Genomic DNA, 21884 nt, shown 5'->3' on the forward strand with positions numbered 1-21884 from the left:
GTTATTTTTTTTTAATTTTTAAACTTGTGCTAATTCTTTTTCGCGAATTAATTTTTTTGTCAAATAGTTGAAACGCATAAATAATAAAACGGAAGCTGCCGTTAAGCCCGCTAAAAGTCCAATCCACACGCCAACAGCTTTTAATTCAGTTTCTAACCCTAAATAAATTGAGATTGGAAAACCAATAACCCAATACGAGATAAAAGCTAAATACATCGGAACTTTAGCGTCTTGTAAACCACGCAAAGCACCTAATGCAACTACTTGTAGACCATCAGAAATTTGGAAAACAGCCGCAACTAATAATAAATTTGTTGCAATGGCGATTACTTCTAAATTTTCACTTAGATTTTTAAGATCATTAATATCTACAAATATATACGGTAATACTTTGTGTAAAACTACAAATAAAAGCGCAAAAAATATTTCAATAATTGTTGCCAATAAAAATATGGATAGTGCTACTTTTCGAAGATTGACATAATCGCCTAATCCTTTTTGATTACCAACTCTGATCATTGCCGTTACACTCAATCCCATTGCAAACATAAAGGTTAATGATGCTAAGCTCAAGGCAATTTGATTGGCTGCTTGACTGGTGGTTCCAATCATTCCACACAACCAAATGGCCCCAGTAAACAATCCGACTTCGAAAAACATTTGCATAGCAGATGGCATTCCGATTTTGATGATTTTTTTATTGACTTCCTTCTTAATTTCTTTTAGACTAAAGCCTTTAAAATAAGGATGAAATTTTGGTTTTAAATTCATCATATAATGCATAAAACCGAGCATTACAAAACGAGAAGCGATGGTTCCAATAGCAGCTCCAACAATTCCTAATTGTGGGAAAATCCAAATTCCGTAAATTAAAAAATAGTTGATAATTACGTTGGTGATGTTTCCAATAATGGTGGCCCACATTGAATATTTGGTTTCACTCAATCCGTCGGCAAATTGTTTGTAGGCTTGATAAATGATTAATGGAATCAACGAAAATCCTACAATGTCTAAATACGGTTTTGCCATATCTACAACAGCATCGGGTTGACCCATAAATCCAATTAATGGTTTTGATAGGAAGATTAAAGCAAATAAGGCAACACCCAAAATGGTGCATAAATACAATCCGTGATGAAAAGCAGAACGACCCGCGGCAACATCATTTCGTCCATCTGATTCTGCAACTAAAGGTGTAATAGCTGTTGAAAATCCGATTCCGATGGAAAGTGCCACAAAGATGAAACTATTTCCAAGCGAAACCGCTGCTAATTCTGTAGCACCTAACTTCCCAACCATTATATTATCTACAATTCCAACAATTGTGTGCCCAACCATTCCTAAAATAATAGGGTAGGCGAGTTTGAAATTGTATGCGAATTCTTTTGTGTAAGTAGATAAGGTCATTTTCTGCAATTTCGGGCAAAGATAGTTCTTTTGAAAACGAATGCAAGCAAAAAAATGATTGGCTTATATCCCAAATTTTCGGGACTGATGGAAGTGGTATTCTTTTTTTTCGAACCTAGCAGGTTTTTGAAACCTGTTAGGTTTGAAAAAAAAGATAGAACGGACAGCAGGAATAAGGACAACAAAAATGCCCGAACATTCGCTTCTAGAAAAATAAATTATTTTCTAAAAACCGCAAAACTTATTTACTTTTATTAAGAAACGTAGGAAGAACCGTAAGTATCATTCCAATTATTACGATATAAAAAGCATAGTTGGTATAAACTGAAACATTGTTATACATATTGTACAATGCTAACGCCGCACCGATTACCATAACGGTAACGCCGATTTTTTTTAATGAATTCATATTCTATTGGTTTTTATTATTTATTTGGCTTATCACTTTCAATCACTCCATCGCGTAAACGGATGATTCTGTGAGCATAAGCGGCAATATCTTCTTCGTGTGTTACTAAAATAACAGTATTTCCTTGGGCGTGGATTTCATTGAAAAGGCCCATTATTTCTACCGAAGTTTTACTGTCTAAGTTTCCGGTTGGTTCATCGGCTAAAATAATAGAAGGCTTGTTAACTAAGGCTCTAGCAACGGCTACACGCTGACGTTGGCCACCGGAAAGTTGGTTGGGTTTGTGGTCCATTCGGTCATTTAAACCGACTTGCGTTAACACTTCTGTTGCACGCTCAATGCGTTCTGATTTTGAATGTCCGGCATAGACCATTGGCAACGCAACATTGTCCAAAGCGGTAGTTCTGGGCATTAAATTGAAGGTTTGAAATACGAATCCGATTTCTTTATTTCGGATGCCAGCAAGTTCATCATCTTGCATTTCACTAACGTTTTTTCCGTTTAAGATGTAGGTTCCCGATGTCGGCGTGTCCAAACAACCCAAAAGGTTCATTAAAGTCGATTTTCCCGAACCTGATGGTCCCATTAACGCAACATATTCGCCTTTCTTGATTTCTAAATCGATGCCTTTTAAAACATAAACGATTTCGTTTCCTAAAGGGAAATCTCTTTTGATATTGGTTATTTTGATTAACGGATTTGCCATAATGAATTTAGAATTTAGTCTCTCGACTGCGCTCGAGATGACAATGTTATGCAGGTAAACTGTTTCTATAAGTAGAAAAAGAAAGTATTTTGTTACACTAAAATCTAAATTTCTCAAATAAGTACGAACTCCAAGTGCGATTTGGGTAGATTATGAAATGTTCTTTATTTTGTTCTTTTCGGAAAAAGACAATTCCCCATTGAAAAGTATCAATCGTTACCGAAACTTCTGGATGAATTTTGATGGATTCCCAAGCTTCTTCCATATCAAGTGACCAATGAATGTCGTCGAAAATCCAAATGGAATCATTTGAAATTGTTGGTAATAAGGCTTCAAAATAGGCTAAAGTTGCTTTTTTGGAATGATTGCCGTCGAAATAAATCAGTTGGCAGTTTTCAGTTTTTAGTTGGCAGTTATTTAGATAGTCTTCAAATTTTGTGTTGACAAATTTTATATTTTCAGCATTAAACTTGAAACTTGAAACTTGAAACATTTCTTTTGCAATTGCCATTGTATTGGGACAACCTTCTAATGAAGTTATTTCAGCATTTTGATTTCCGGAAGACAGGGCAGAAGTTGCTAATCCTAAAGAAGTTCCGATTTCTAAAATAGTTTTGGGTTGAAAGTAATGGACGATTCTAAATAGTAGTTCCACATTTTTTGATGTAATTCCAGCTGTTTTTGCAATCTTAGCAATTTCTCGAGTATTAGATTTAAAAACTCGTGATCCAGCACCAAAATCGGTTACTTCAATTGTGTTTTTATTTTCTAAAAGAGATTTTCGGTAGTTTTTTAAAACTTCGTATTCGGGATAATTCGTCTTATCGTAAATGCATTTCATAACCAAATCAAACACAAAAGGCGAATGCACGCCGTGTTCGTTGGTAGAGTTTAGAAGGAATTTTATGTAGGATAGTAAAATAGTCACAGTTTTCAGTCGCAGTTTACAGTTTAGTTCCTTCTTATTTTATATTTTACATCCAAATTTCTCAGGATTATTAATCATATAGTTAATCAATTTTCCTACTTCTTTAGATCTGTTAGTGAATTCTAAGTGAATTTCTTCCGATATGTAACCGCATTCCAAAGAAAAATCTAACCAGACACAAGTTTCTGAGTTCTCAGCATCACAATCTGTCAACTTACTAATAAAATGATTTACATATCTTCTTTTTCTGTAAGCTTCTGCAATATTAGCACAAACACTTCTTGAAGAACGTCTAATCTGATCTGTTAAAGAATATTTTTCTTCTGATGGAAATGTCACCGTTGTTCTGAAAATCATCATCGCCAATGAAAAACCTTTTTGATAAGCTAATAATTCCTTATAATCCATATATTACCTAATTATTGTGAACTGAGACTGAAAACTGCGACTGAAAACTGAAAACTGCGACTTTCTTATCCTTCCATTTTCGCACTCAATTCAAACCAGCGTTCTTCTTTAGATGCAATTTTATTAATGATATTCTGTAATTCGTTAGCTTTCTTTGCAATGCTTTCGTCGGCGACTTTTCCATCTGCAAAAAGTTGTTCAATCGCGATTTTTTGTGCTTCTAAATCTTTAATTTCTTTTTCTGTTTTTTGATACTCTTTCTGTTCGTTGAAAGTTAAGTTTCCTGTAGGATTGTTCTGTTTCCAATCTTTCTTCTCTGCTTTGTTTTCCTCTTTTTGAGCAACATCAGCCGAATCTTCATAACTTCTAAAGTCAGAATAGTTTCCTGGGAAATCTTCAATAACACCTTGACCTCTAAAAACGAATAAGTGATCTACAATTTTATCCATAAAATAACGGTCGTGACTCACTACTAATAAACAGCCGGGAAAGTCTAATAAGAAGCTTTCCAATACGTTCAAAGTAACAATATCCAAGTCATTTGTAGGTTCATCGAGAATCAAAAAGTTTGGATTTTGGATCAAAACCGTACATAAATACAGACGTTTTAATTCGCCACCACTTAATTTTTCTACAAAGTCATATTGTTTTTTAGCATCAAACAAGAAACGTTCTAATAATTGCGTTGCCGAAATAATTCTACCTTTAGTAAGTGGAATATATTCACCATATTCTTTAATAATATCGATTACTTTTTGTCCCGGTTTTGGATTGATACCACTTTGGGTATAGTAACCGATTTTAATCGTTTCACCAATCGTTACCGTTCCCGAATCTGGTGGAGCGGTTTGAGTTAAAATATTTAAAAAAGTCGATTTTCCTGTTCCGTTTTTACCAATAATTCCAATACGTTCACCGCGTTGGAACGCATAAGTGAAACCATCCAAAATTACGTGATCGCCAAAGCTTTTGTGCAGTTTTACCATCTCGATAATCTTGCTACCCATACGTTCCATATTGATTTCAAGCTCCACCACGTTTTCTTTACGACGGCTTTCTGCTTTTTCTTTAATTACATAGAAATCATCTTGACGCGATTTTGATTTGGTAGTTCTTGCTTTTGGTTGACGACGCATCCAAGCCAATTCCTTCACAAAAAGGTTTTGAGCTTTATCAATACTCGAATTTTCAGAAGCAATTCGTTCTTCTTTTTTCTCTAAATAGTAGGAATAGTTTCCTTTGTATTGGTAAATTTTTCCGTTATCTAATTCAATGATTTCGTTACAAACACGCTCTAAAAAGAAACGGTCGTGCGTTACCATAAATAAGGTGATGTTTTCTTTTGCAAAATAATCTTCTAACCATTCAATCATCTCTAAATCCAAGTGATTGGTAGGTTCGTCTAAGATTAATAAATCGGGTTTACTAATTAAAATGATTGCCAATGACAGACGTTTCTTTTGGCCTCCCGACATACTTTTAACTTTCAATTTCAAGTCTTCTAACTTTAATTTCGTTAAAATTTGCTTGAATTGTGTTTCAAAATCCCAAGCGTTGTGGCGGTCCATATCGTCAAAAGCTCTTTGATAAGCTTCTTCATCTTCTGGTTTTTCTAATGCTTTTTCGTAACGCTCAATTACTTTTAAAATTTCATTGTCTGATGCGAAAATATTCTCTTCAACCGTTAATTCGTCTTGTAAATTATTGCTTTGCGACAAAAACGCCATATTGATATCCTTACGCATAACAATTTGTCCCGTATCGGGTTCGTCAAGACCGTTAATCATATTCATAATGGTGGTTTTTCCCGAGCCATTTTTTGCGATGAATGCAATTTTTTGATCTTTGTTTATTCCAAACGATACACTGTCAAATAGAACGCGTTCGCCGTAAGCTTTAGAGATATTTTCAACTGATAAATAATTCATAGTAATTTTTTGAATTCAGAATTTAAAAATGCAAAAGTAGCTTATTATTCTCAGGATAAAGAATCGGTCTATATTTTTTGTATATTTGGGATATAATTGATGGTTATGAGCAAGAAAGAGATCAAAAAAATAGCAGAACCTTCCGAAATTTACGAAGTAACTCAAAACAATGAGGCTACTTCAGAAGTGTTGCATCCTGTTTTAATTCAATTATTAGAGCAATCCATTCAAGAAGCGGAAGAAGGAAAATTTATTTCTCACGAAGAGGTTATGAGAATGATGAAAGAAAAATATCCTTTCTTAAAATGATTTATGAAGTAAAGTGGACTTTTTCTGCTACTAGGTCATATTTTGAAGAGGTTGATTTTATTTATCAAAAATGGACTATTAAAGAAGTTGTAAATTTTGAAAAACTTGTTAATGATGAAATAGTTCGAATTTCCCAAAATCCCTTAATAGGAAAGTTAAATTATAAAAATACCTGTTCACTTACACTTTCAAAACAAACAACTTTATTTTATAGAGTAAATGAAAAGTCACATTCAATTGAATTAATTTTGTTCTGGAACAACCTTAAAAACCCAAACGATTTACTGAAATTGTTATAAATATACAATTTCAAACTTTATCACATTACTATAAGAATGCAACTATCCGTAATCATCCTCAATTATAATGTTCGTTATTTCCTTGAACAATGCGTTTTAAGTGTTGAAAAAGCTTTAGCTGGAATTGACGGTGAAATCATCGTAATCGATAACAACTCACCAGATGATAGTTGTGCAATGATGAAAGCGAAATTTCCGCACATAAAATTAATCGAAAACAAAGAAAATTCAGGTTTCCCAAAAGGGAATAACATCGGAGTTGCCAAAGCAAAAGGCGAATATCTCTGCATTTTAAATCCAGACACAATCGTCGCCGAAGATACATTTACTAAAATTTTTGGTAAAGTTTGTCAAACTCCCCCTTTGGGGGCTGGGGGGCTTGGCATATTAGGATGTAAGTTAATCGATGGCTCAGGAGCATTCCTACCAGAATCAAAGCGGGGAGTTCCAACACCTTGGGTCGCTTTTACTAAGATTTTCGGATTGTATAAACTTTTTCCGAACTCAAATTGGTTCAATCAATATTATGCCCAACATTTATCGAAAAATGAATCGGGCAAAGTTTCGATTCTTGTGGGGGCTTTTATGGTTTTAAAACTTGACTTATATCTGCAAGTTGGCGGTTTCGACGAAAACTGTTTTATGTATTCCGATGATATTGATTTGAGTTACCTGGTTTTGAAAGCTGGAAAATCAAATTATTACTTCCACGAAACTTCAGTAATTCATTATAAAGGCGAAAGCACTATTAGAGACGGAACCTATATGAAGCGTTTTCGTGAAGCAATGCAATTTTTCTACAAAAAACACTTCAAGAAATCCTGGTTTTTTGATGTAATGATGCAAGTTGGAAGTTTCGTATTCAGCCTACTAAAGAAAAGCCAACAGAAGCAAGAAATCCGAATAATTTCGGAATATGTAGTGTTTTCTAAAAGAAATTTCGAAATAAATTTAGACCAAAAAACAACATATTTAGCTGATTTTAATCAATTTGTAAATAATCCGAAAGAAAATATTGAAATCATTTTTGATACAACTACCATTAGTTTCTGTGAAATCATTACTTTTATGCAATCAAATGCAAATAAAAATTTAAGTTTTAAGAATTACATTGCGAGTTCTAATTATCTAATCGGTAGTAATAATTCAAATGATCGAGGACAAATAAAATTGTTGTAAAAATTTATTGAATTAGTTACAAATCGAACTAAAAATTAGTATTTTTGCAATCAAATAGAAAAAACACAACTTTAGTTTAAAGATATGGCAAAGTTTGAATTGAAATTACCCAAAATGGGAGAAAGTGTTGCAGAAGCAACGGTTACCAACTGGTTAAAGAACGTTGGTGATACCATCGAAATGGACGAAGCAGTACTAGAAATCGCTACTGATAAAGTAGACAGCGAAGTGCCTTCAGAAGTTGCAGGAACTCTTGTTGAAATTCTTTTTAACGTAGACGATGTAGTGCAAGTAGGTCAAACTATTGCAATCATTGAAACCGCTGGCGGAGCAGTTGCAACACCAGAAGTTAAAGCTGATACACCAGTTGCGGTTGCGGAAATTGCAAAAACAATGGAAACAGCTAAAGAAACGGTTTCGACTGCCGATTTTTCTGCATCTGATAAATTTTTCTCTCCTTTAGTAAAAAATATTGCTAAAGAAGAAGGAATTTCATTGGCGGAACTAGAAGCTATTGCAGGTTCTGGAAAAGACGGTCGTGTAAACAAAGAAGATTTATTAAATTATATCAAAAATAGAGGAACACAAGCGGTTGCTCAACCAGTTGTCGCAAATGTTCAGGCAACTCAAGCAACTCCGACAGCTAAAGTGGAAGCTCCAAAAGCACCAGTTTCAGTAAATGGAGGTGATGAGGTAATTGAAATGGACAGAATGCGTAAGCTGATTGCTGGTTATATGGTAGCTTCGGTACAAACTTCTGCTCACGTGCAGTCATTTATTGAAGTGGATGTAACGAACATCGTAAAATGGAGAGATAAAGTAAAAGGACCTTTCGAAAAACGCGAAGGTGAAAAATTAACTTTCACACCTATTATGATGGAAGCAGTTGCAAAAGCGTTGAAAGATTTCCCGATGATGAACATTTCGGTGGATGGTGATACAATCATCAAACGTAAAAACATCAACTTAGGAATGGCAGCGGCTTTACCAAACGGAAACCTAATCGTACCAGTTATTAAAAATGCAGACCAATTAAATTTGGTAGGTATGGCAAAAGCGGTGAACGATTTAGGAGGTCGTGCAAAAGCAGGAAAATTAAAACCAGACGATACACAAGGCGGAACTTATACCGTTACAAACGTTGGAACTTTCGGTTCGGTTTTTGGAACACCAATTATCAACCAACCACAAGTCGGAATCTTAGCTCTTGGTGCCATCAGAAAAGTACCAGCAGTTATCGAAACTCCAGAAGGAGATTTCATCGGAATCCGCCAAAAAATGTTCTTATCGCACTCATACGACCACCGCGTTGTAGATGGTGCATTAGGAGGAAGCTTCGTAAAAAGAGTAGCCGAATATTTAGAAGCATTTGATGTAAATAGAGATTATTAATCTTAGAATAAAGATACATTTGGCAATCTAAACTCGTTTCAGATTCTCAAAGCACTTATAAACCGATAGTTGCAAAGCTGTCGGTTTTTTTTATGGAGCGAATCGTTCGGGCATTTTTGGAAACCTTATTCCTGCTGTCCGTTCTATCTTTTTTGAAAACCCAACAGGTTTTTGCAACCTGTTGGGTTTTCAAAAAAGGATGCCACTCCCATCAGTGCTAAACCGGAAATGAATTGATTCTTTGTCAGAATTTAAATCATAAAACCTTCTTTTGTAGTCCTTTTTTATACTTTCTTTTAGAAAATCTTACGCTAAAACATTTATCTTTGTAAGATATTTAAACGCTATGGAATTAAAATTATCACGCCCTATTTGTTTTTTCGATCTCGAAACCACTGGAATTGATGTGGCTCGCGACCGAATTGTAGAAATTTCGATTTTTAAAGTTTTTCCAAACGGAAATAAAGAAAGTAAAACTTGGTTGGTAAATCCTACTATTCCAATTCCACCGCAAACCACTGCCGTTCACGGAATCACAGATGAGAAAGTCGCAAACGAACCTACTTTTAAAGAATTGGCATCACAAGTGCACAATATGATTAAAGATTCAGATTTGGCAGGTTTCAATTCCGACCGATTTGATATTCCGTTGTTGGCAGAAGAATTATTACGCGTTGGAATCGATTTTGATATGAAAAACAGAGTTTCTGTAGATATTCAGACAATTTTCCACAAGAAAGAAGAAAGAACATTGAGTGCAGGTTATAAATTTTATTGTGGCGAAAGTTTAGAAAATGCCCACTCGGCAGAAGCAGATACCATGGCGACTTACGAAATTCTAAAAGCACAATTAGACCGCTATCCCGATTTAGAAAACGATATGAAATTTCTGTCCGAATTCACCACAAGAAAACGTTCGGTTGATTTTGCAGGATTTATCGCTTTAAACAATGAAGATAAAGAAATTTTTACTTTTGGAAAACATAAAGGCGTTTTAGTAGATGAGGTTTTAGACAGAGAACCGGGTTATTTCAGTTGGTTACAAAATGCTGATTTTCCATTATATACTAAAAAAGTATTGACCGCTATTAAATTAAGAAAGTTAAACACTAAATAAATTAGTCAGTTATTTTAGTTTAATAAATGGACTAAGAAACTGACCACTGACCACTTTTCTATGAAGATAATCTGTATCGGTCGCAATTATGTTGACCATATTTCCGAATTAAATAACGAAAAACCAACAGAACCTGTTGTTTTTATGAAACCAGATACAGCGGTTTTGCCAAAAAAAACACCTTTCGTAATTCCGCCATTCACAAATGATGTACATCACGAAGTGGAACTTTTGGTAAAAATCTGTAAAGTAGGAAAATACATCGATGCAAAATTTGCACATAAATATTACGATGAAATCGGTTTGGGAATCGATTTTACAGCTAGAGATGTTCAAACCAAATTGAAAGACAAGGGATTACCGTGGGAAAAAGCAAAGGCTTTTGACCATTCAGCGGTTATTGGTAACTTTATATCGGTAAAAGATTTTTCTTCTGTAGAAAATATTAACTTTGAATTAAAGTCAAATGGGAATAGTGTTCAAGTTGGAAATTCTAACTTAATGTTATGGAAAATTGATGAATTAGTTGCCTATGTTTCTCAATATTTTACACTGAAAAAAGGTGATATTATTTTTACAGGAACACCAAAAGGTGTTGCAAAAGTTACAGAAGGCGATGTTTTAGAAGGATTTATAGAAGAAAAACAAATGTTTAAAATTCAAATTAAATAAAAATGGCGTTACAGTATAATTTAGCAAAAGTGTATGAAATTTCGGAGAACGATACTGAATTTGCGTTACAGATTGTAACTCTATTTTTAGAGGAAGTTCCGGCTGAAATTAAATCAATAAAAGGTGCTATCAAGGAAAAAGATTATACAAGAACGTATGCAGCTTGTCATAAAATTAAGCCTACTTTAGATCTATTAGGAATGGATATTGCATACGAAGAGAACATTCAGATAATGACTTGGGCTAAAGCAGAAGGCAAAAAGAAAGAAATTAAAGAAGTATTCAAATCTTTGAGAGATCGAGTGGATTTAGCCATAAAAGAAATTAAAAAAGACTTTAAAATTTAAAAAAGTTTCCCAAACATATATTTTTACTTGTGAAATTACTTTTTACAATAAGTTTCTAAAATAAAGCTTATTAGCTTAAAAATGTAATTCCAGAGGTTTCCATAGAAAAATAAAATTTAACCTATGAAAGCGACAATTATTACTATTGGCGATGAAATTCTTATTGGCCAAATTGTAGATACAAATTCATCTTACATTGCAAAAGCTTTAGATAAAATCGGTATTGCAACGAACGAAATGATCTCCATTTCAGACGATAAAACACATATTTTAGATACTTTCGAAAAATTACAAAATAAAGTTGATGTTGTGATAGTTACTGGCGGATTAGGTCCAACCAAAGACGATATTACTAAGAAAACATTTTGTGATTATTTTAATGATACTTTAGTCGAAAATGAAGCTGTTTTGCTTCACGTAAAAGGAATTATTGAAGGCTTTTATAAGCGACCAATTACTCAAATTAATAAAGAACAAGCGTTAGTTCCTACAAAAGCGAAAGTGCTTTTTAATCAAGTAGGAACAGCTCCCGGAATGTGGATGGAAAAAGAAAATACAGTTTTCATTTCCTTGCCAGGTGTTCCTTACGAAATGAAATATTTGGTTGATAATGAAGTTGTTCCGGCTTTGGCTACTAAGTTTGAACGTCCTTTTATTGTGCATCAGACTATTATGACTTATGGTCGTGGAGAAAGTTTAATTGCAGAAGAAATTGAAGAATGGGAAGATAATTTACCCGACTTCATTCGTCTAGCTTATTTACCAAGTCCTGGAAAAGTAAGGTTGCGATTAACAGCGCGAGGAACTGATCAAGAACTACTTAAAAATGAAATAAAAAAGCAAGTTGAATTGCTCGATTTGTTAATTCACGACATTATTGTTGGCTATAACGAAGACGAAACAATAGAGGTTGTTTTAGGGAAGTTGTTAACGGAGCAGAATCTGACATTAGCGACTGCGGAAAGTTGCACAGGAGGGAAGATTGCATCGATGTTAACTGAAATTCCGGGTGCTTCTAAGTATTTCAAAGGAAGTGTTGTGAGTTATGCTTCGCAAGCAAAAGTAGATGTCTTGCAAATTTCAGAAGAAATTCTAGAAAAATATAGCGTTGTTAGTGCAGAAATTACAGAAGCAATGGCTTTAAGTGTGCAACAAATGATGAAAACAGATTTTGCTATCGCTACAACCGGAAATGCCGGACCTAGTAAAGGCGATTCAGATGCAGAAATTGGATCGGTTTTTATTGCAATTGCGACGCCAAATGGTGTGTTTTCCGAAGAATTCAACTTTGGTCAGCCCAGAGAAAAGGTAATAGATCGGGCGGTTAGTAAAGCCTTAGAGCTTATTTATAAAGAAATTTTAAAAAAATAGTAAAAGATAGTTGTGTATTTGAAAACGATTTTGTTTCTTTGCACCCTGATTTTAGATAACGAAATAAAGCTGAATAATAATGTCAAGAGTTTGTGAACTTACAGGTAAAAGAGCAATGGTAGGGAACAATGTTTCTCACGCTATGAATAAAACAAAGAGAAAATTCTCTGTTAATTTAGTAAAAAAACGTTTTTACATTCCTGAAGAAGATAGATGGGTAACGTTGAAAATTTCAACTGCTGCATTAAAAACTATTAATAAAAATGGAATTGCTGCTGTATTGAAAAATGCAAAAGCAAACGGATTTGTAAAATCTGTATAATCCGCAATAACATATATCAAGATGGCAAAGAAAGGTAACAGAATCCAAGTTATTTTAGAATGTACAGAGCACAAAACTTCAGGAGTTCCTGGAACATCTCGTTACATTACTACAAAAAACAAAAAGAATACTCCAGACAGATTAGAGATTAAAAAGTTTAATCCAATCTTAAAAAGAGTAACAGTACACAAAGAAATTAAATAAGATAAGTCATGGCAAAGAAAACCGTAGCAACCTTACAAACAGCTTCTAAGAGATTAACCAAAGCTATTAAAATGGTTAAATCTCCTAAAACTGGTGCATACACATTCACTGAATCTGTGATGGCTCCTGAATTAGTTGATGAATTCTTGAAAAAGAAATAATTCATAAAACAATTATATAGATAAGCTACTTTCGTTTGAAAGTAGCTTTTTTATTTTTACATTTGTTTCGGATTAGAGTAAACCTCTATAATAAAATACCTATGAGTTTTTTTAAAAAAATATTTTCTTCTGACAAAAAAGAATCTTTAGATAAAGGTTTGGAAAAAACGAAAACCTCCTTTTTTTCAAAACTAACTAAAGCCGTTGCAGGAAAATCTAAAGTAGATGATGAAGTTCTTGATAATTTAGAAGAAATACTTGTTTCTTCTGATGTAGGTGTAGAAACTACATTAAAAATTATCGAAAGAATCGAAGAACGAGTTTCTAAAGACAAATATTTAGGAACAAGTGAATTAAATGAAATTCTTAGAGAAGAAATTGCAAGCTTATTATCAGAAACAAATTCTGGAGAAGCTACGCAATTCATAATTCCAAAAGACACTAAACCTTATGTGTTGATGGTTGTTGGTGTTAATGGTGTTGGTAAAACAACTACTATTGGGAAACTAGCTTATCAATTTAAAAAAGCGGGTTACAGCGTTGTTTTAGGAGCTGGGGATACTTTCAGAGCTGCAGCTATTGATCAATTGCAAATTTGGGCAGATAGAGTAGGCGTGCCAATCGTTAAACAACAAATGGGAAGTGATCCAGCTTCCGTAGCTTTTGACACATTACAAAGCGCCGTAGCTCAAAATGCAGATATTGTTATTATTGATACTGCCGGTCGTTTACATAATAAAGTTGGATTAATGAACGAACTTTCTAAGGTGAAAAAAGTAATGCAGAAAGTAGTTGAAAACACGCCAAATGATGTGCTTTTAGTTTTAGATGGTTCTACAGGACAAAATGCTTTTGAGCAAGCCAAACAATTTACAGCAGCTACCGAAGTTTCGTGCTTAGCAGTAACTAAATTAGATGGAACGGCAAAAGGAGGAGTAGTTATTGGTATTTCAGACCAATTTCAAATCCCTGTCAAGTATATTGGTGTTGGTGAAGGAATTGAGGATTTACAAGTTTTCAACAAATATGAGTTTGTTGATTCGTTTTTTAAATAGAAGTAAAAATGAACTTTTTTAAATATAAAACAGTTAGGCTACTAATAGTAGCGATTGTATTGGCTTTAGTGGCAATTCCATTTGAGAATGAAAATGTAATCTTGCTATTACGATTGTCATCATTTGCAATAATTATGTATGTGATCGTAAAATTAACTAGTGTAAAAAAATCAGTTAAGAAGTGAATAAATTAAAATTAATGCTGTTAATTTATAACAGCATTAATTTTTTCCCACAATACTTCATCAAAGTCAGATAAGGCTGCATTTGAGTCATCAGCTGCTTCGCCCATTCTAATGATAACTAATTTTTTACTAGGTATCACATATATTTTTTGGTCATCTTTACCCAAAGCACAATACATATCTGCAGGAGCTGTCACAATTAAATTTCCTGGAAACTGATATTGAGTTTGTGGTAAATGAAAACTAGTTTTTCCGTTCAACCACCACAAATAGCCATAAGCTAAATTGATGTTTTGAGAAGTTGTCGTGGCGTTCTGCATATAATTTTGTGGAACAACCTGATTGTTTTCCCATTTTCCTTCATTTAGTGCTAATAATCCAAATCGGGCCATGCTCCGAGTATTACTTCTATAAACGCTCGAGTTGTTAAAAGAAAACCATAACCCTGTCATTCCTATTTTATCTCTTAATTTAATATTGAAATAGTTATTCCAAGTTTGATTGCTTGCTTGGGCAACGACATCTTGTAATTTCACATAAACATTGTGATAAGCCCATCGCGTTCCTGCATCCGCTACATATTGTAAATTATCTGGTGAAACAGCATCGCCAAGCTGATCATTTAAACCTGATGTCATTGTTAAAAGATGTTTATTGGTAATTAGATTCTCTTTGGACACTGGAATGCTCGTCCAACCTGTTCCTAAATAATCAGAAACTTTATTATTGGTATTTAAGTAGCCTTCTTTTTCGGCAATTCCAACAACTGTTGCGGTAAGCGTTTTTCCTGCACTTGCCCAATACCAGGGTTCGGTAGCCGAATGTCCGTTGAAGTAATGCTCTATAACGATTTTTCCATTTTGTAAAATAATAAAACCTTTGGTATGTTTTTCTTCTAAATAAGATAATAAAGGGGCAACGGCTGTTGCGTTCCAACCTAAATTTCCAATCGATTTTGTTTCCCAAGTAGTTGATCCTATTGGAGGAAAATACATGTTTTCTTGTGCATTTGAAGACTCATCAGCGCTGCATCCAACTAATGTTAGCGTTAATAAAAGGATAGTTAATTTTTTCATTGGTTCCAAAATTAGGGATTATCTTTATTAGACAATAAATGTATCAAATAGTTTACTTCAAATGATAAATAATTGTAATTTTATACCATAATTAAAAACGCATATTATGAAAAAAATTGTTCTATTCCTTGTTTTTAGTCTTTTGGTTTCCTGCAAACAATCCATAACTGAAGCCGATTTACAAAATCTAAATGGCTATTGGGAAATAGAAAAAGTAATGTTGCCAGATGGAGAAAAGAAAGAGTATAAAATTAATGAAACAGTTGATTTTTTCAAAGTAGAAGATAAAAAAGGTTTCCGAAAGAAGGTTATGCCACAGGTAGATGGAACTTATTTAACAAATGATTCAGAGGAAGATATTACAATTTTTGTAAAAGATGGCGATGCTACAATTCGTTACAAAACAAATTACGCAAACTGGGACGAAAGTATTATTAAATTAACAGCAGAAAAATTAGTCCTTAAAAACAAACAAGAATTAGAATATCATTATAAAAGACCTGTTCCTTTTACAGTAAAATAATTATGGCAAAAAGATTCAGTGAGGAAAGCTCAATTGGCGATGTATTAAAACAATTTGTTACACAAAATAAGTTGGAAGGTGGAATGGACGTTGTAAATGTCCGCGATGCTTGGAAAAACCTTATGGGAAATGGCGTTAACAACTATACTACAGAAATTCAGTTGAAAGGAACAACACTTTATGTAGCCTTGTCTTCTGCCGTTTTGCGGGAAGAATTAAGCTACGGAAAAGACAAAATCATAAAAATGATTAACGAAGAACTTCGAAAAGATTTGGTTCAAACTTTAGTGCTAAGATAAAAAAACTCGTTTCAATTGAAACGAGTTTTTTCTAATATATAAGCTTAAAATTTCTTTAAATCAGAAATCTAGAACATTTCTCTTCCAGCAAAATGGAAAGCAGCTTCAATTGCAGCATTCTCATCAGAATCTGAACCGTGAACTGCATTTTCACCAATAGATTTTGCATATTTTTTACGGATAGTTCCTTCAGCAGCATCAGCAGGATTTGTAGCACCAATTAAAGTTCTAAAATCTTCAACAGCATTTTCTTTTTCTAAGATTGCAGCAACGATAGGCCCTCTAGACATAAACTCAACTAATTCACCATAAAATGGTCTTGCCGCGTGCACTGAATAAAATGCTTGAGCATCAGCAACAGTCAATTGCGTTAATTTTAAAGATACGATTTTAAATCCACCTTCAGTAATCATATTTAAAATCCCACCAATGTGTCCGTTTTCAACACCATCTGGTTTAATCATTGTAAATGTTCTATTTGTAGCCATTTTTCTTGTTTTTTAATTTGAGTGCAAAGGTACGATTTTTGTTTAAAAAATAATAATTCTTAATTAAAAGTTTTTGGAGCTAATCGCTTGGGCTTTTTTGGTTGCCATATTCCTGCTTTCCGTTGCAATTTTTTCTAAAATTAAAAGATTTTAGAAAAAGATTTCCACTGCAATCAGGGCTAGAGGAGTATGGTCTTTGATTGTTGTTTACTTTCGATATTTCTAGAAGTGTGAAAAATAGTAAATTTATTTCAAAACAACGACCTTAAATTCTTGTTCTAAAGGTTTTAATTCTTTCAATAAATCAGCAATTAAACACGAACCAAATTCCGAATAAAACACACTAAAATTAACCTGACGTTCTTGCAAGCCTTTGTTAGGAAACAACTCATTTTGTATAAGAGTTATACGTTCTAATTGATCGGCGTGGTTTTTGCGTTCCGCTTTCAATAAACGTTTTTCTAAATGTTCTAAACCTTTCATTTGTTTCGCTTCTTGTGCTTTTACTGCACCAATAAACGATTTGTCGGTTTGATTCGCAATTTCATACAACCCTTCAAACTGTTGCTTCAACGCTTCCTTTTGTGTGGAAAAATCAATAGTAAAACTGGATAATTCATTTGTTTTTTTATCAAGTAAAGTTTGTTGCGTTAGAAACACATCTTCCCAATTCAATTTTAATTTATCCAATTTAGAAGCTTGTTTTTCAGTAGCTAATAAGACAGAATTACGGATCAATAACATCGGAAAAGTAACGTTATTTGCCTCAAAGTTCGCTTTTAATTCCAACCAATAAGCAATTTCGCCTCCTCCTCCAATGTAACATAAATTAGGTAAAATAACTTCCTGAAAAAGCGGTCTTAAAATCACATTCGGACTAAATTTTTCCGGATTATTTTCCAATTCCGCTAAAATTTCACTTTCGGTAAATGTGGTATTCGTGTTATTAACTTTATAAACTTCGTCTTCAAAAACAATACGTTCGCGTAAATCATCTTCAATATAAAAAAGATTAATTTCTCGCGGATTCACTTGAATGTTATAGTCGACTAATTTTGGAAGTGTCTCGTTTACTTTCTCAAATGAAGTTTGCTCCAACAATTCTTTCTTCGCAAACGGAATAAACAAATTCTTCAACTCGTGTGAATCACCGTCAAGAATCAATAAACCTTCGTTTTTAAACAATTCATTCGCTAAAAAACGAGTCGAATCTGCCAAATTCGAATGTTCTAAATAAGATTTTTTAAACAATTCCCGAATAAAATCGGCATTCGTTCCTAAACCCAATTCTTTCGAAAAAGTTTCAAATACTTCCTCTAATCCTTCCGTAGAAAGTCTTCCAACAGGTCCAAAACTCTCGCGATTCCAACGAATCTTTTGATTTTTGAAGTTAAAATAATTGATTTCATCAAAATCGTGATCTTCCGTTGCCATCCAATAAACGGGTACAAAATTATATTCCGGATGAACCGATTTCAATTCTGTACACAAATTAATGGTCGAAACAATTTTATATAAAAAATACAACGGCCCGGTAAATAAATTCAATTGGTGACCGGTTGTGACGGTAAAAGTCTTGGAATCTTTTAATAATTGAATGTTGTTAGAAGTCGCTTCAGAAATAACAAAATTTTGATATTGTTTTTCCAATGATTCCACTAAAATTATTCTGTTTTCAATAGGAAAGTTACTTGCTTTCTCTTCAATTTGTGCCTGAAAGTTCTCAATTTTCGGAAATCTGTTATACAAGGAGTGCAATTCAGACTTTTCATCTAAATAATCCACTATTAGTTTTGAGAAATATCCCGAATTTTGATAGGTTATACAGTCACTTGGCATTATAATATATTTTTGTGCTAAAATAATCAAAATTCAAAAGCGGTTAAAGAACATTTTGCCAATTTATAGTTAAAAGGCTATTGTTTTAATTCTACCTTTGCAAAAAGCAATTCCATTGAAAGACATTTTATTAATTACGCCACCTTTTACCCAACTAAATACTCCGTATCCGGCAACGGCATACATCAAAGGTTTTTTGAACACTAAAAATATTAGTGCATTTCAAATGGATTTAGGTATCGAAGTTATTATTGACGTATTTTCAAAAAATGAATTGATTGCAATGTTTCAATCGGTTGATTCTGATGCCGAACTTTCAGAAAATACCCAGCGAATTATTGCTTTGAAAAACGAATACATCAAAACGGTGGATTCAATAATTGCGTTTCTTCAAGGCAAAAATCCTTCGCTAGCCCGACAAATTTGTTCAGGTAATTTCATTCCCGAAGCTTCTCGTTTTGCACAATTAGACGATATGGATTATGCATTCGGAACTATGGGAATGCAAGACAAAGCCAAACATTTAGCCACATTATATCTTGAAGATTTATCGGATTTTATTGTCGAATGCATCGATGAGAATTTCGGTTTTAGTCGCTATGCCGAACGTTTAGGAAGAAGTGCAAACTCCTTCGACGAATTATACGAATACCTTCAAAACGACCTGACATTTTTCGACAAAAGTACACTTCGCATTTTAGAAGAACGAATTCAATTGGTTCAACCTAAATTGGTCTTAATTTCAGTGCCTTTTCCAGGGAATTTATACAGTGCTTTTCGATGTGCCCAATTCATAAAAGCAAATTATCCAACGATTAACGTTTCAATGGGCGGAGGTTTTCCTAATACGGAATTACGCGAATTAAAAGACAAACGTGTTTTTGAGTTTTTCGATTTTATAACTTTAGATGATGGAGAATTACCAGTAGAATTACTACATAACGCAGTTTGTAATCCAGATCTTACTGTAGAACCTGAATTTAAACGCACATTTCTTCTAGAAAATGATGAAGTAGTTTATAAAAATAACACAATACGTCACGATTACAAACAAAGCGAAGTCGGAACGCCCGATTATTCCGATTTACTATTAGATCAATACATTTCAGTAATCGAAATCGCCAATCCAATGCACAGTTTATGGAGCGATGGCCGATGGAATAAACTCACAATGGCACACGGTTGCTATTGGGGAAAATGTACTTTTTGCGACATCTCACTCGATTATATAAAGATTTACGAACCCATCGCTGCTAAGATTTTAGTAGATAGAATGGAAGAAATGGTCGCACAAACGGGCGAAAACGGATTTCATTTTGTAGATGAAGCCGCACCGCCAGCATTGATGCGCGAAGTTGCCTTGGAAATCATCAAACGCAATATCGTAGTCACGTGGTGGACGAATATTCGTTTCGAAAAAAGTTTTACAGCCGATTTATGTATTTTACTAAAAGCTTCCGGCTGCATTGCTGTTTCTGGCGGATTGGAAGTGGCTTCAGACCGACTTCTAGCACTTATTAAAAAAGGAGTAACCGTTGAACAAGTCGCACAAGTCACCAGAAATTTCACTGAAAGTGGCATTATGGTGCATTCTTATTTGATGTATGGTTTTCCCACGCAAACGATTCAGGAAACCGTGGACAGTTTAGAAATGGTGCGTCAATTGTTTGAATCCGGTGTGTTGCAAAGTGGATTTTGGCATCAATTTGCGATGACGGCTCATTCGCCAATCGGAATGTTGCCGGAAGAATTTGGCGTAACTCCCGAGAAAAACGCGATTACTTTCGCAAATAACGACATCAATTTCAAGGATAAAACCGGAATCAATCACGAGAAATTCAGCTTCGGATTGAAGAAATCGTTGTTCAATTATATGCACGGCATTTGTTTCGACTACGATTTGCAAGATTGGTTTGATTTCAAAATCCCAAAAACTAAAGTGCCGTCAAATTTCATTCAAAATTGCCTAAAAAAGGAACCGCAATTCACCACAAAACCAAATGCTCGCGTAATTTGGCTAGACGGAACGCCTCAAACCGAAACCTTCACCAAGTCTAAAAAAGGCAATTCGTGGGAAATGATTAAGTTAACGTTTCATCACAAAACCCAAACATTCGACATCACTTTGAATGCCGAAGAAGGAAAATGGCTTGTTGCAATTTTAGATAAAATTTCGATATTTTCAGACAATAAAACCACATTTACGCAATTAAAAGCCGATTTTGAGACCAATTTCGAAGATTTTGAGTTGTTTTGGTACAGCAAACCCGTTCAAACCTTACGCCAATTCGGCTTATTGATTTTTTAATCTGATATTGCAATTTACATCGACATTGCAATTGATTTTTGATATTGAAATTGACATTGATTTTGGGCGTTCCCTTTCAGGTCGGGCTCTTCGCTATATCTTTTTAGTTTTACAGGTTTTTTCAAACCTATAAAACTAAAAAGGATGCCGCTTCGATCCCTAACGCAAACCGTAATAAATTCATAAATTGATTTGAATTCATAAAATTCTTTTTAAGAAAATTATTGTTTATTTATGCTTTATTTCCACTTGAAGCTTCAAAACTATAGCAACTTACCAAATTAATAACAATTTAGATTTTCGAAAACGGTTTCTTTTTGTAAATTTACGACCACTTAAAAATGCTGATATGAACAATAACTACAAACTTTCTGTAAACAATTCAAATTCTTTTGAATTTACAGAAAGCGATCTTGAAAAACTCGATGCTGTTCGTGTCGAAGAATCAAAATTTCACGTCTTAAAAGATAGTAAACCTTACCAAGTCGAAATCATTTCTACAGATTTTATTGCCAAAAAATATACAGTTAAAGTAAATAACAATACCTACGAAGTTGCCATTTCTAATCCTTTGGATGAACTAATTAAAAGTATGGGAATTGAGCGTGGTAAAACTAAAGTTGTCAATGCTATCAAAGCACCAATGCCCGGATTAATTCTTGAAATCAGCGTAGAAGTTGGACAAGCTGTAAAAGAAAATGATCCGCTTTTAATCTTGGAAGCAATGAAAATGGAAAACAGTTTCCTTTCGCCAAGAGATGGAATAATCAAATCAATTGCGGTTGTAAAAGGAAACGCCGTAGATAAAGGACAATTATTAATAGAATTTGAATAATAAATAGCCTCCCGCTTTAGCTGGAGAATTAGATAAAGGACAATTATTAATTGAGTTTGAATAATGAATAGCCTCCCGCTTCAGCTGGAGAAGGAAAATTTAATATAAATGAAAAAT

26 protein-coding genes are annotated in these 21884 nt (G+C 33.8%); 17 read left to right on the forward strand and 9 right to left on the reverse strand.

The features are described from left to right. Positions 1-18 precede the first annotated feature (18 nt). From T1L09_RS07460 to T1L09_RS07485, 6 genes are all read right to left on the reverse strand, one after another. Positions 19-1407: an MATE family efflux transporter gene (locus T1L09_RS07460; RefSeq protein ID WP_322550330.1), complete on the reverse strand. Its 1389-nt coding sequence runs from the start codon at positions 1405-1407 to the stop codon at positions 19-21. Between the two features lie 241 nt (positions 1408-1648). Further along, positions 1649-1816 (reverse strand): hypothetical protein, encoded by a 168-nt coding sequence (locus T1L09_RS07465; RefSeq protein WP_322550331.1) that lies wholly within the window; start codon positions 1814-1816, stop codon positions 1649-1651. A 16-nt stretch (positions 1817-1832) separates the two neighbouring features. After that, on the reverse strand, positions 1833-2522 hold the full coding sequence (locus T1L09_RS07470; protein ID WP_322550332.1) for an ABC transporter ATP-binding protein: 690 nt from the start codon (positions 2520-2522) through the stop codon (positions 1833-1835). Between the two features lie 97 nt (positions 2523-2619). Further along, positions 2620-3450 carry an O-methyltransferase gene (locus T1L09_RS07475; protein ID WP_322550333.1) on the reverse strand — a complete coding sequence of 277 codons (831 nt, stop codon included), beginning with the start codon at positions 3448-3450 and terminating at the stop codon, positions 2620-2622. Between the two features lie 39 nt (positions 3451-3489). Continuing rightward, positions 3490-3858, reverse strand: a complete 369-nt coding sequence (locus tag T1L09_RS07480; protein WP_322550334.1) for a four helix bundle protein — start codon at positions 3856-3858, stop codon at positions 3490-3492. Between the two features lie 65 nt (positions 3859-3923). Further along, positions 3924-5786: an ABC-F family ATP-binding cassette domain-containing protein gene (locus tag T1L09_RS07485; protein WP_322550335.1), complete on the reverse strand. Its 1863-nt coding sequence runs from the start codon at positions 5784-5786 to the stop codon at positions 3924-3926. 105 nt (positions 5787-5891) lie between these two features. Between T1L09_RS07485 and T1L09_RS07490 the strand changes: the two genes are divergently transcribed. The 13 genes from T1L09_RS07490 to T1L09_RS07550 all read left to right on the forward strand — a co-directional run bounded on the left by T1L09_RS07490 (position 5892) and on the right by T1L09_RS07550 (position 14399). Next, positions 5892-6095 carry a hypothetical protein gene (locus tag T1L09_RS07490; protein ID WP_322550336.1) on the forward strand — a complete coding sequence of 68 codons (204 nt, stop codon included), beginning with the start codon at positions 5892-5894 and terminating at the stop codon, positions 6093-6095. Beyond that, positions 6092-6394 (forward strand): type II toxin-antitoxin system RelE/ParE family toxin, encoded by a 303-nt coding sequence (locus T1L09_RS07495; RefSeq protein WP_322550337.1) that lies wholly within the window; start codon positions 6092-6094, stop codon positions 6392-6394. The genes T1L09_RS07490 and T1L09_RS07495 overlap by 4 nt, the downstream gene beginning before the upstream one ends. Positions 6395-6430: 36 nt before the next feature. Beyond that, on the forward strand, positions 6431-7573 hold the full coding sequence (locus tag T1L09_RS07500; RefSeq protein WP_322550338.1) for a glycosyltransferase family 2 protein: 1143 nt from the start codon (positions 6431-6433) through the stop codon (positions 7571-7573). Between the two features lie 84 nt (positions 7574-7657). Beyond that, positions 7658-8965 (forward strand): dihydrolipoamide acetyltransferase family protein, encoded by a 1308-nt coding sequence (locus T1L09_RS07505; RefSeq protein ID WP_322550339.1) that lies wholly within the window; start codon positions 7658-7660, stop codon positions 8963-8965. Between the two features lie 346 nt (positions 8966-9311). Beyond that, complete coding sequence (locus T1L09_RS07510) at positions 9312-10082, forward strand: 3'-5' exonuclease (RefSeq protein ID WP_322550340.1); 771 nt, start codon at positions 9312-9314, stop codon at positions 10080-10082. A gap of 60 nt (positions 10083-10142) precedes the next feature. Beyond that, positions 10143-10754 carry a fumarylacetoacetate hydrolase family protein gene (locus T1L09_RS07515; RefSeq protein ID WP_322550341.1) on the forward strand — a complete coding sequence of 204 codons (612 nt, stop codon included), beginning with the start codon at positions 10143-10145 and terminating at the stop codon, positions 10752-10754. Between the two features lie 2 nt (positions 10755-10756). Further along, positions 10757-11101 carry an Hpt domain-containing protein gene (locus tag T1L09_RS07520; RefSeq protein WP_322550342.1) on the forward strand — a complete coding sequence of 115 codons (345 nt, stop codon included), beginning with the start codon at positions 10757-10759 and terminating at the stop codon, positions 11099-11101. Between the two features lie 123 nt (positions 11102-11224). Next, positions 11225-12472, forward strand: coding sequence for a CinA family nicotinamide mononucleotide deamidase-related protein (locus T1L09_RS07525; protein WP_322550343.1), 1248 nt, complete (start codon positions 11225-11227; stop codon positions 12470-12472). Positions 12473-12551: 79 nt separating this feature from the next. Continuing rightward, complete coding sequence (gene rpmB / locus T1L09_RS07530) at positions 12552-12794, forward strand: 50S ribosomal protein L28 (RefSeq protein ID WP_008253904.1); 243 nt, start codon at positions 12552-12554, stop codon at positions 12792-12794. Between the two features lie 21 nt (positions 12795-12815). Further along, positions 12816-12998, forward strand: a complete 183-nt coding sequence (rpmG, locus tag T1L09_RS07535) for a 50S ribosomal protein L33 (RefSeq protein WP_008253902.1) — start codon at positions 12816-12818, stop codon at positions 12996-12998. A gap of 8 nt (positions 12999-13006) precedes the next feature. Continuing rightward, the gene (locus T1L09_RS07540; protein ID WP_322550344.1) at positions 13007-13159 is read left to right on the forward strand and encodes a DUF4295 domain-containing protein; all 153 of its coding nucleotides are present in this window, start codon (positions 13007-13009) and stop codon (positions 13157-13159) included. Positions 13160-13260: 101 nt separating this feature from the next. Then, positions 13261-14214 (forward strand): signal recognition particle-docking protein FtsY, encoded by a 954-nt coding sequence (gene ftsY, locus T1L09_RS07545; RefSeq protein ID WP_322550345.1) that lies wholly within the window; start codon positions 13261-13263, stop codon positions 14212-14214. Between the two features lie 8 nt (positions 14215-14222). Continuing rightward, positions 14223-14399, forward strand: a complete 177-nt coding sequence (locus T1L09_RS07550; RefSeq protein WP_322550346.1) for a hypothetical protein — start codon at positions 14223-14225, stop codon at positions 14397-14399. 20 nt (positions 14400-14419) lie between these two features. Here T1L09_RS07550 and T1L09_RS07555 read toward each other — a convergent pair whose 3' ends face one another. After that, positions 14420-15475, reverse strand: coding sequence for a serine hydrolase domain-containing protein (locus T1L09_RS07555; protein ID WP_322550347.1), 1056 nt, complete (start codon positions 15473-15475; stop codon positions 14420-14422). A 106-nt stretch (positions 15476-15581) separates the two neighbouring features. Between T1L09_RS07555 and T1L09_RS07560 the strand changes: the two genes are divergently transcribed. Both T1L09_RS07560 and T1L09_RS07565 read left to right on the forward strand, forming a co-directional pair. Continuing rightward, positions 15582-15998 carry a lipocalin-like domain-containing protein gene (locus T1L09_RS07560; RefSeq protein ID WP_322550348.1) on the forward strand — a complete coding sequence of 139 codons (417 nt, stop codon included), beginning with the start codon at positions 15582-15584 and terminating at the stop codon, positions 15996-15998. 2 nt (positions 15999-16000) lie between these two features. Continuing rightward, on the forward strand, positions 16001-16297 hold the full coding sequence (locus T1L09_RS07565) for a DciA family protein (protein WP_322550349.1): 297 nt from the start codon (positions 16001-16003) through the stop codon (positions 16295-16297). Positions 16298-16365: 68 nt separating this feature from the next. Here T1L09_RS07565 and T1L09_RS07570 read toward each other — a convergent pair whose 3' ends face one another. Both T1L09_RS07570 and bshC read right to left on the reverse strand, forming a co-directional pair. After that, a complete protein-coding gene (locus T1L09_RS07570; protein WP_322550350.1) occupies positions 16366-16785 on the reverse strand; it encodes a nucleoside-diphosphate kinase in 420 nt (139 codons plus the stop codon). A 246-nt stretch (positions 16786-17031) separates the two neighbouring features. Then, the gene (gene bshC, locus T1L09_RS07575; RefSeq protein ID WP_322550351.1) at positions 17032-18624 is read right to left on the reverse strand and encodes a bacillithiol biosynthesis cysteine-adding enzyme BshC; all 1593 of its coding nucleotides are present in this window, start codon (positions 18622-18624) and stop codon (positions 17032-17034) included. Positions 18625-18739: 115 nt separating this feature from the next. Between bshC and T1L09_RS07580 the strand changes: the two genes are divergently transcribed. After that, on the forward strand, positions 18740-20932 hold the full coding sequence (locus tag T1L09_RS07580) for a B12-binding domain-containing radical SAM protein (protein ID WP_322550352.1): 2193 nt from the start codon (positions 18740-18742) through the stop codon (positions 20930-20932). Between the two features lie 349 nt (positions 20933-21281). Further along, positions 21282-21767 carry an acyl-CoA carboxylase biotin carboxyl carrier protein subunit gene (locus T1L09_RS07585; RefSeq protein WP_322550353.1) on the forward strand — a complete coding sequence of 162 codons (486 nt, stop codon included), beginning with the start codon at positions 21282-21284 and terminating at the stop codon, positions 21765-21767. Positions 21768-21884 lie beyond the last annotated feature (117 nt).

Source organism: Flavobacterium psychraquaticum, from assembly GCF_034497725.1.
In the GTDB taxonomy this organism is placed as follows: Bacteria; Bacteroidota; Bacteroidia; order Flavobacteriales; family Flavobacteriaceae; genus Flavobacterium; species Flavobacterium psychraquaticum.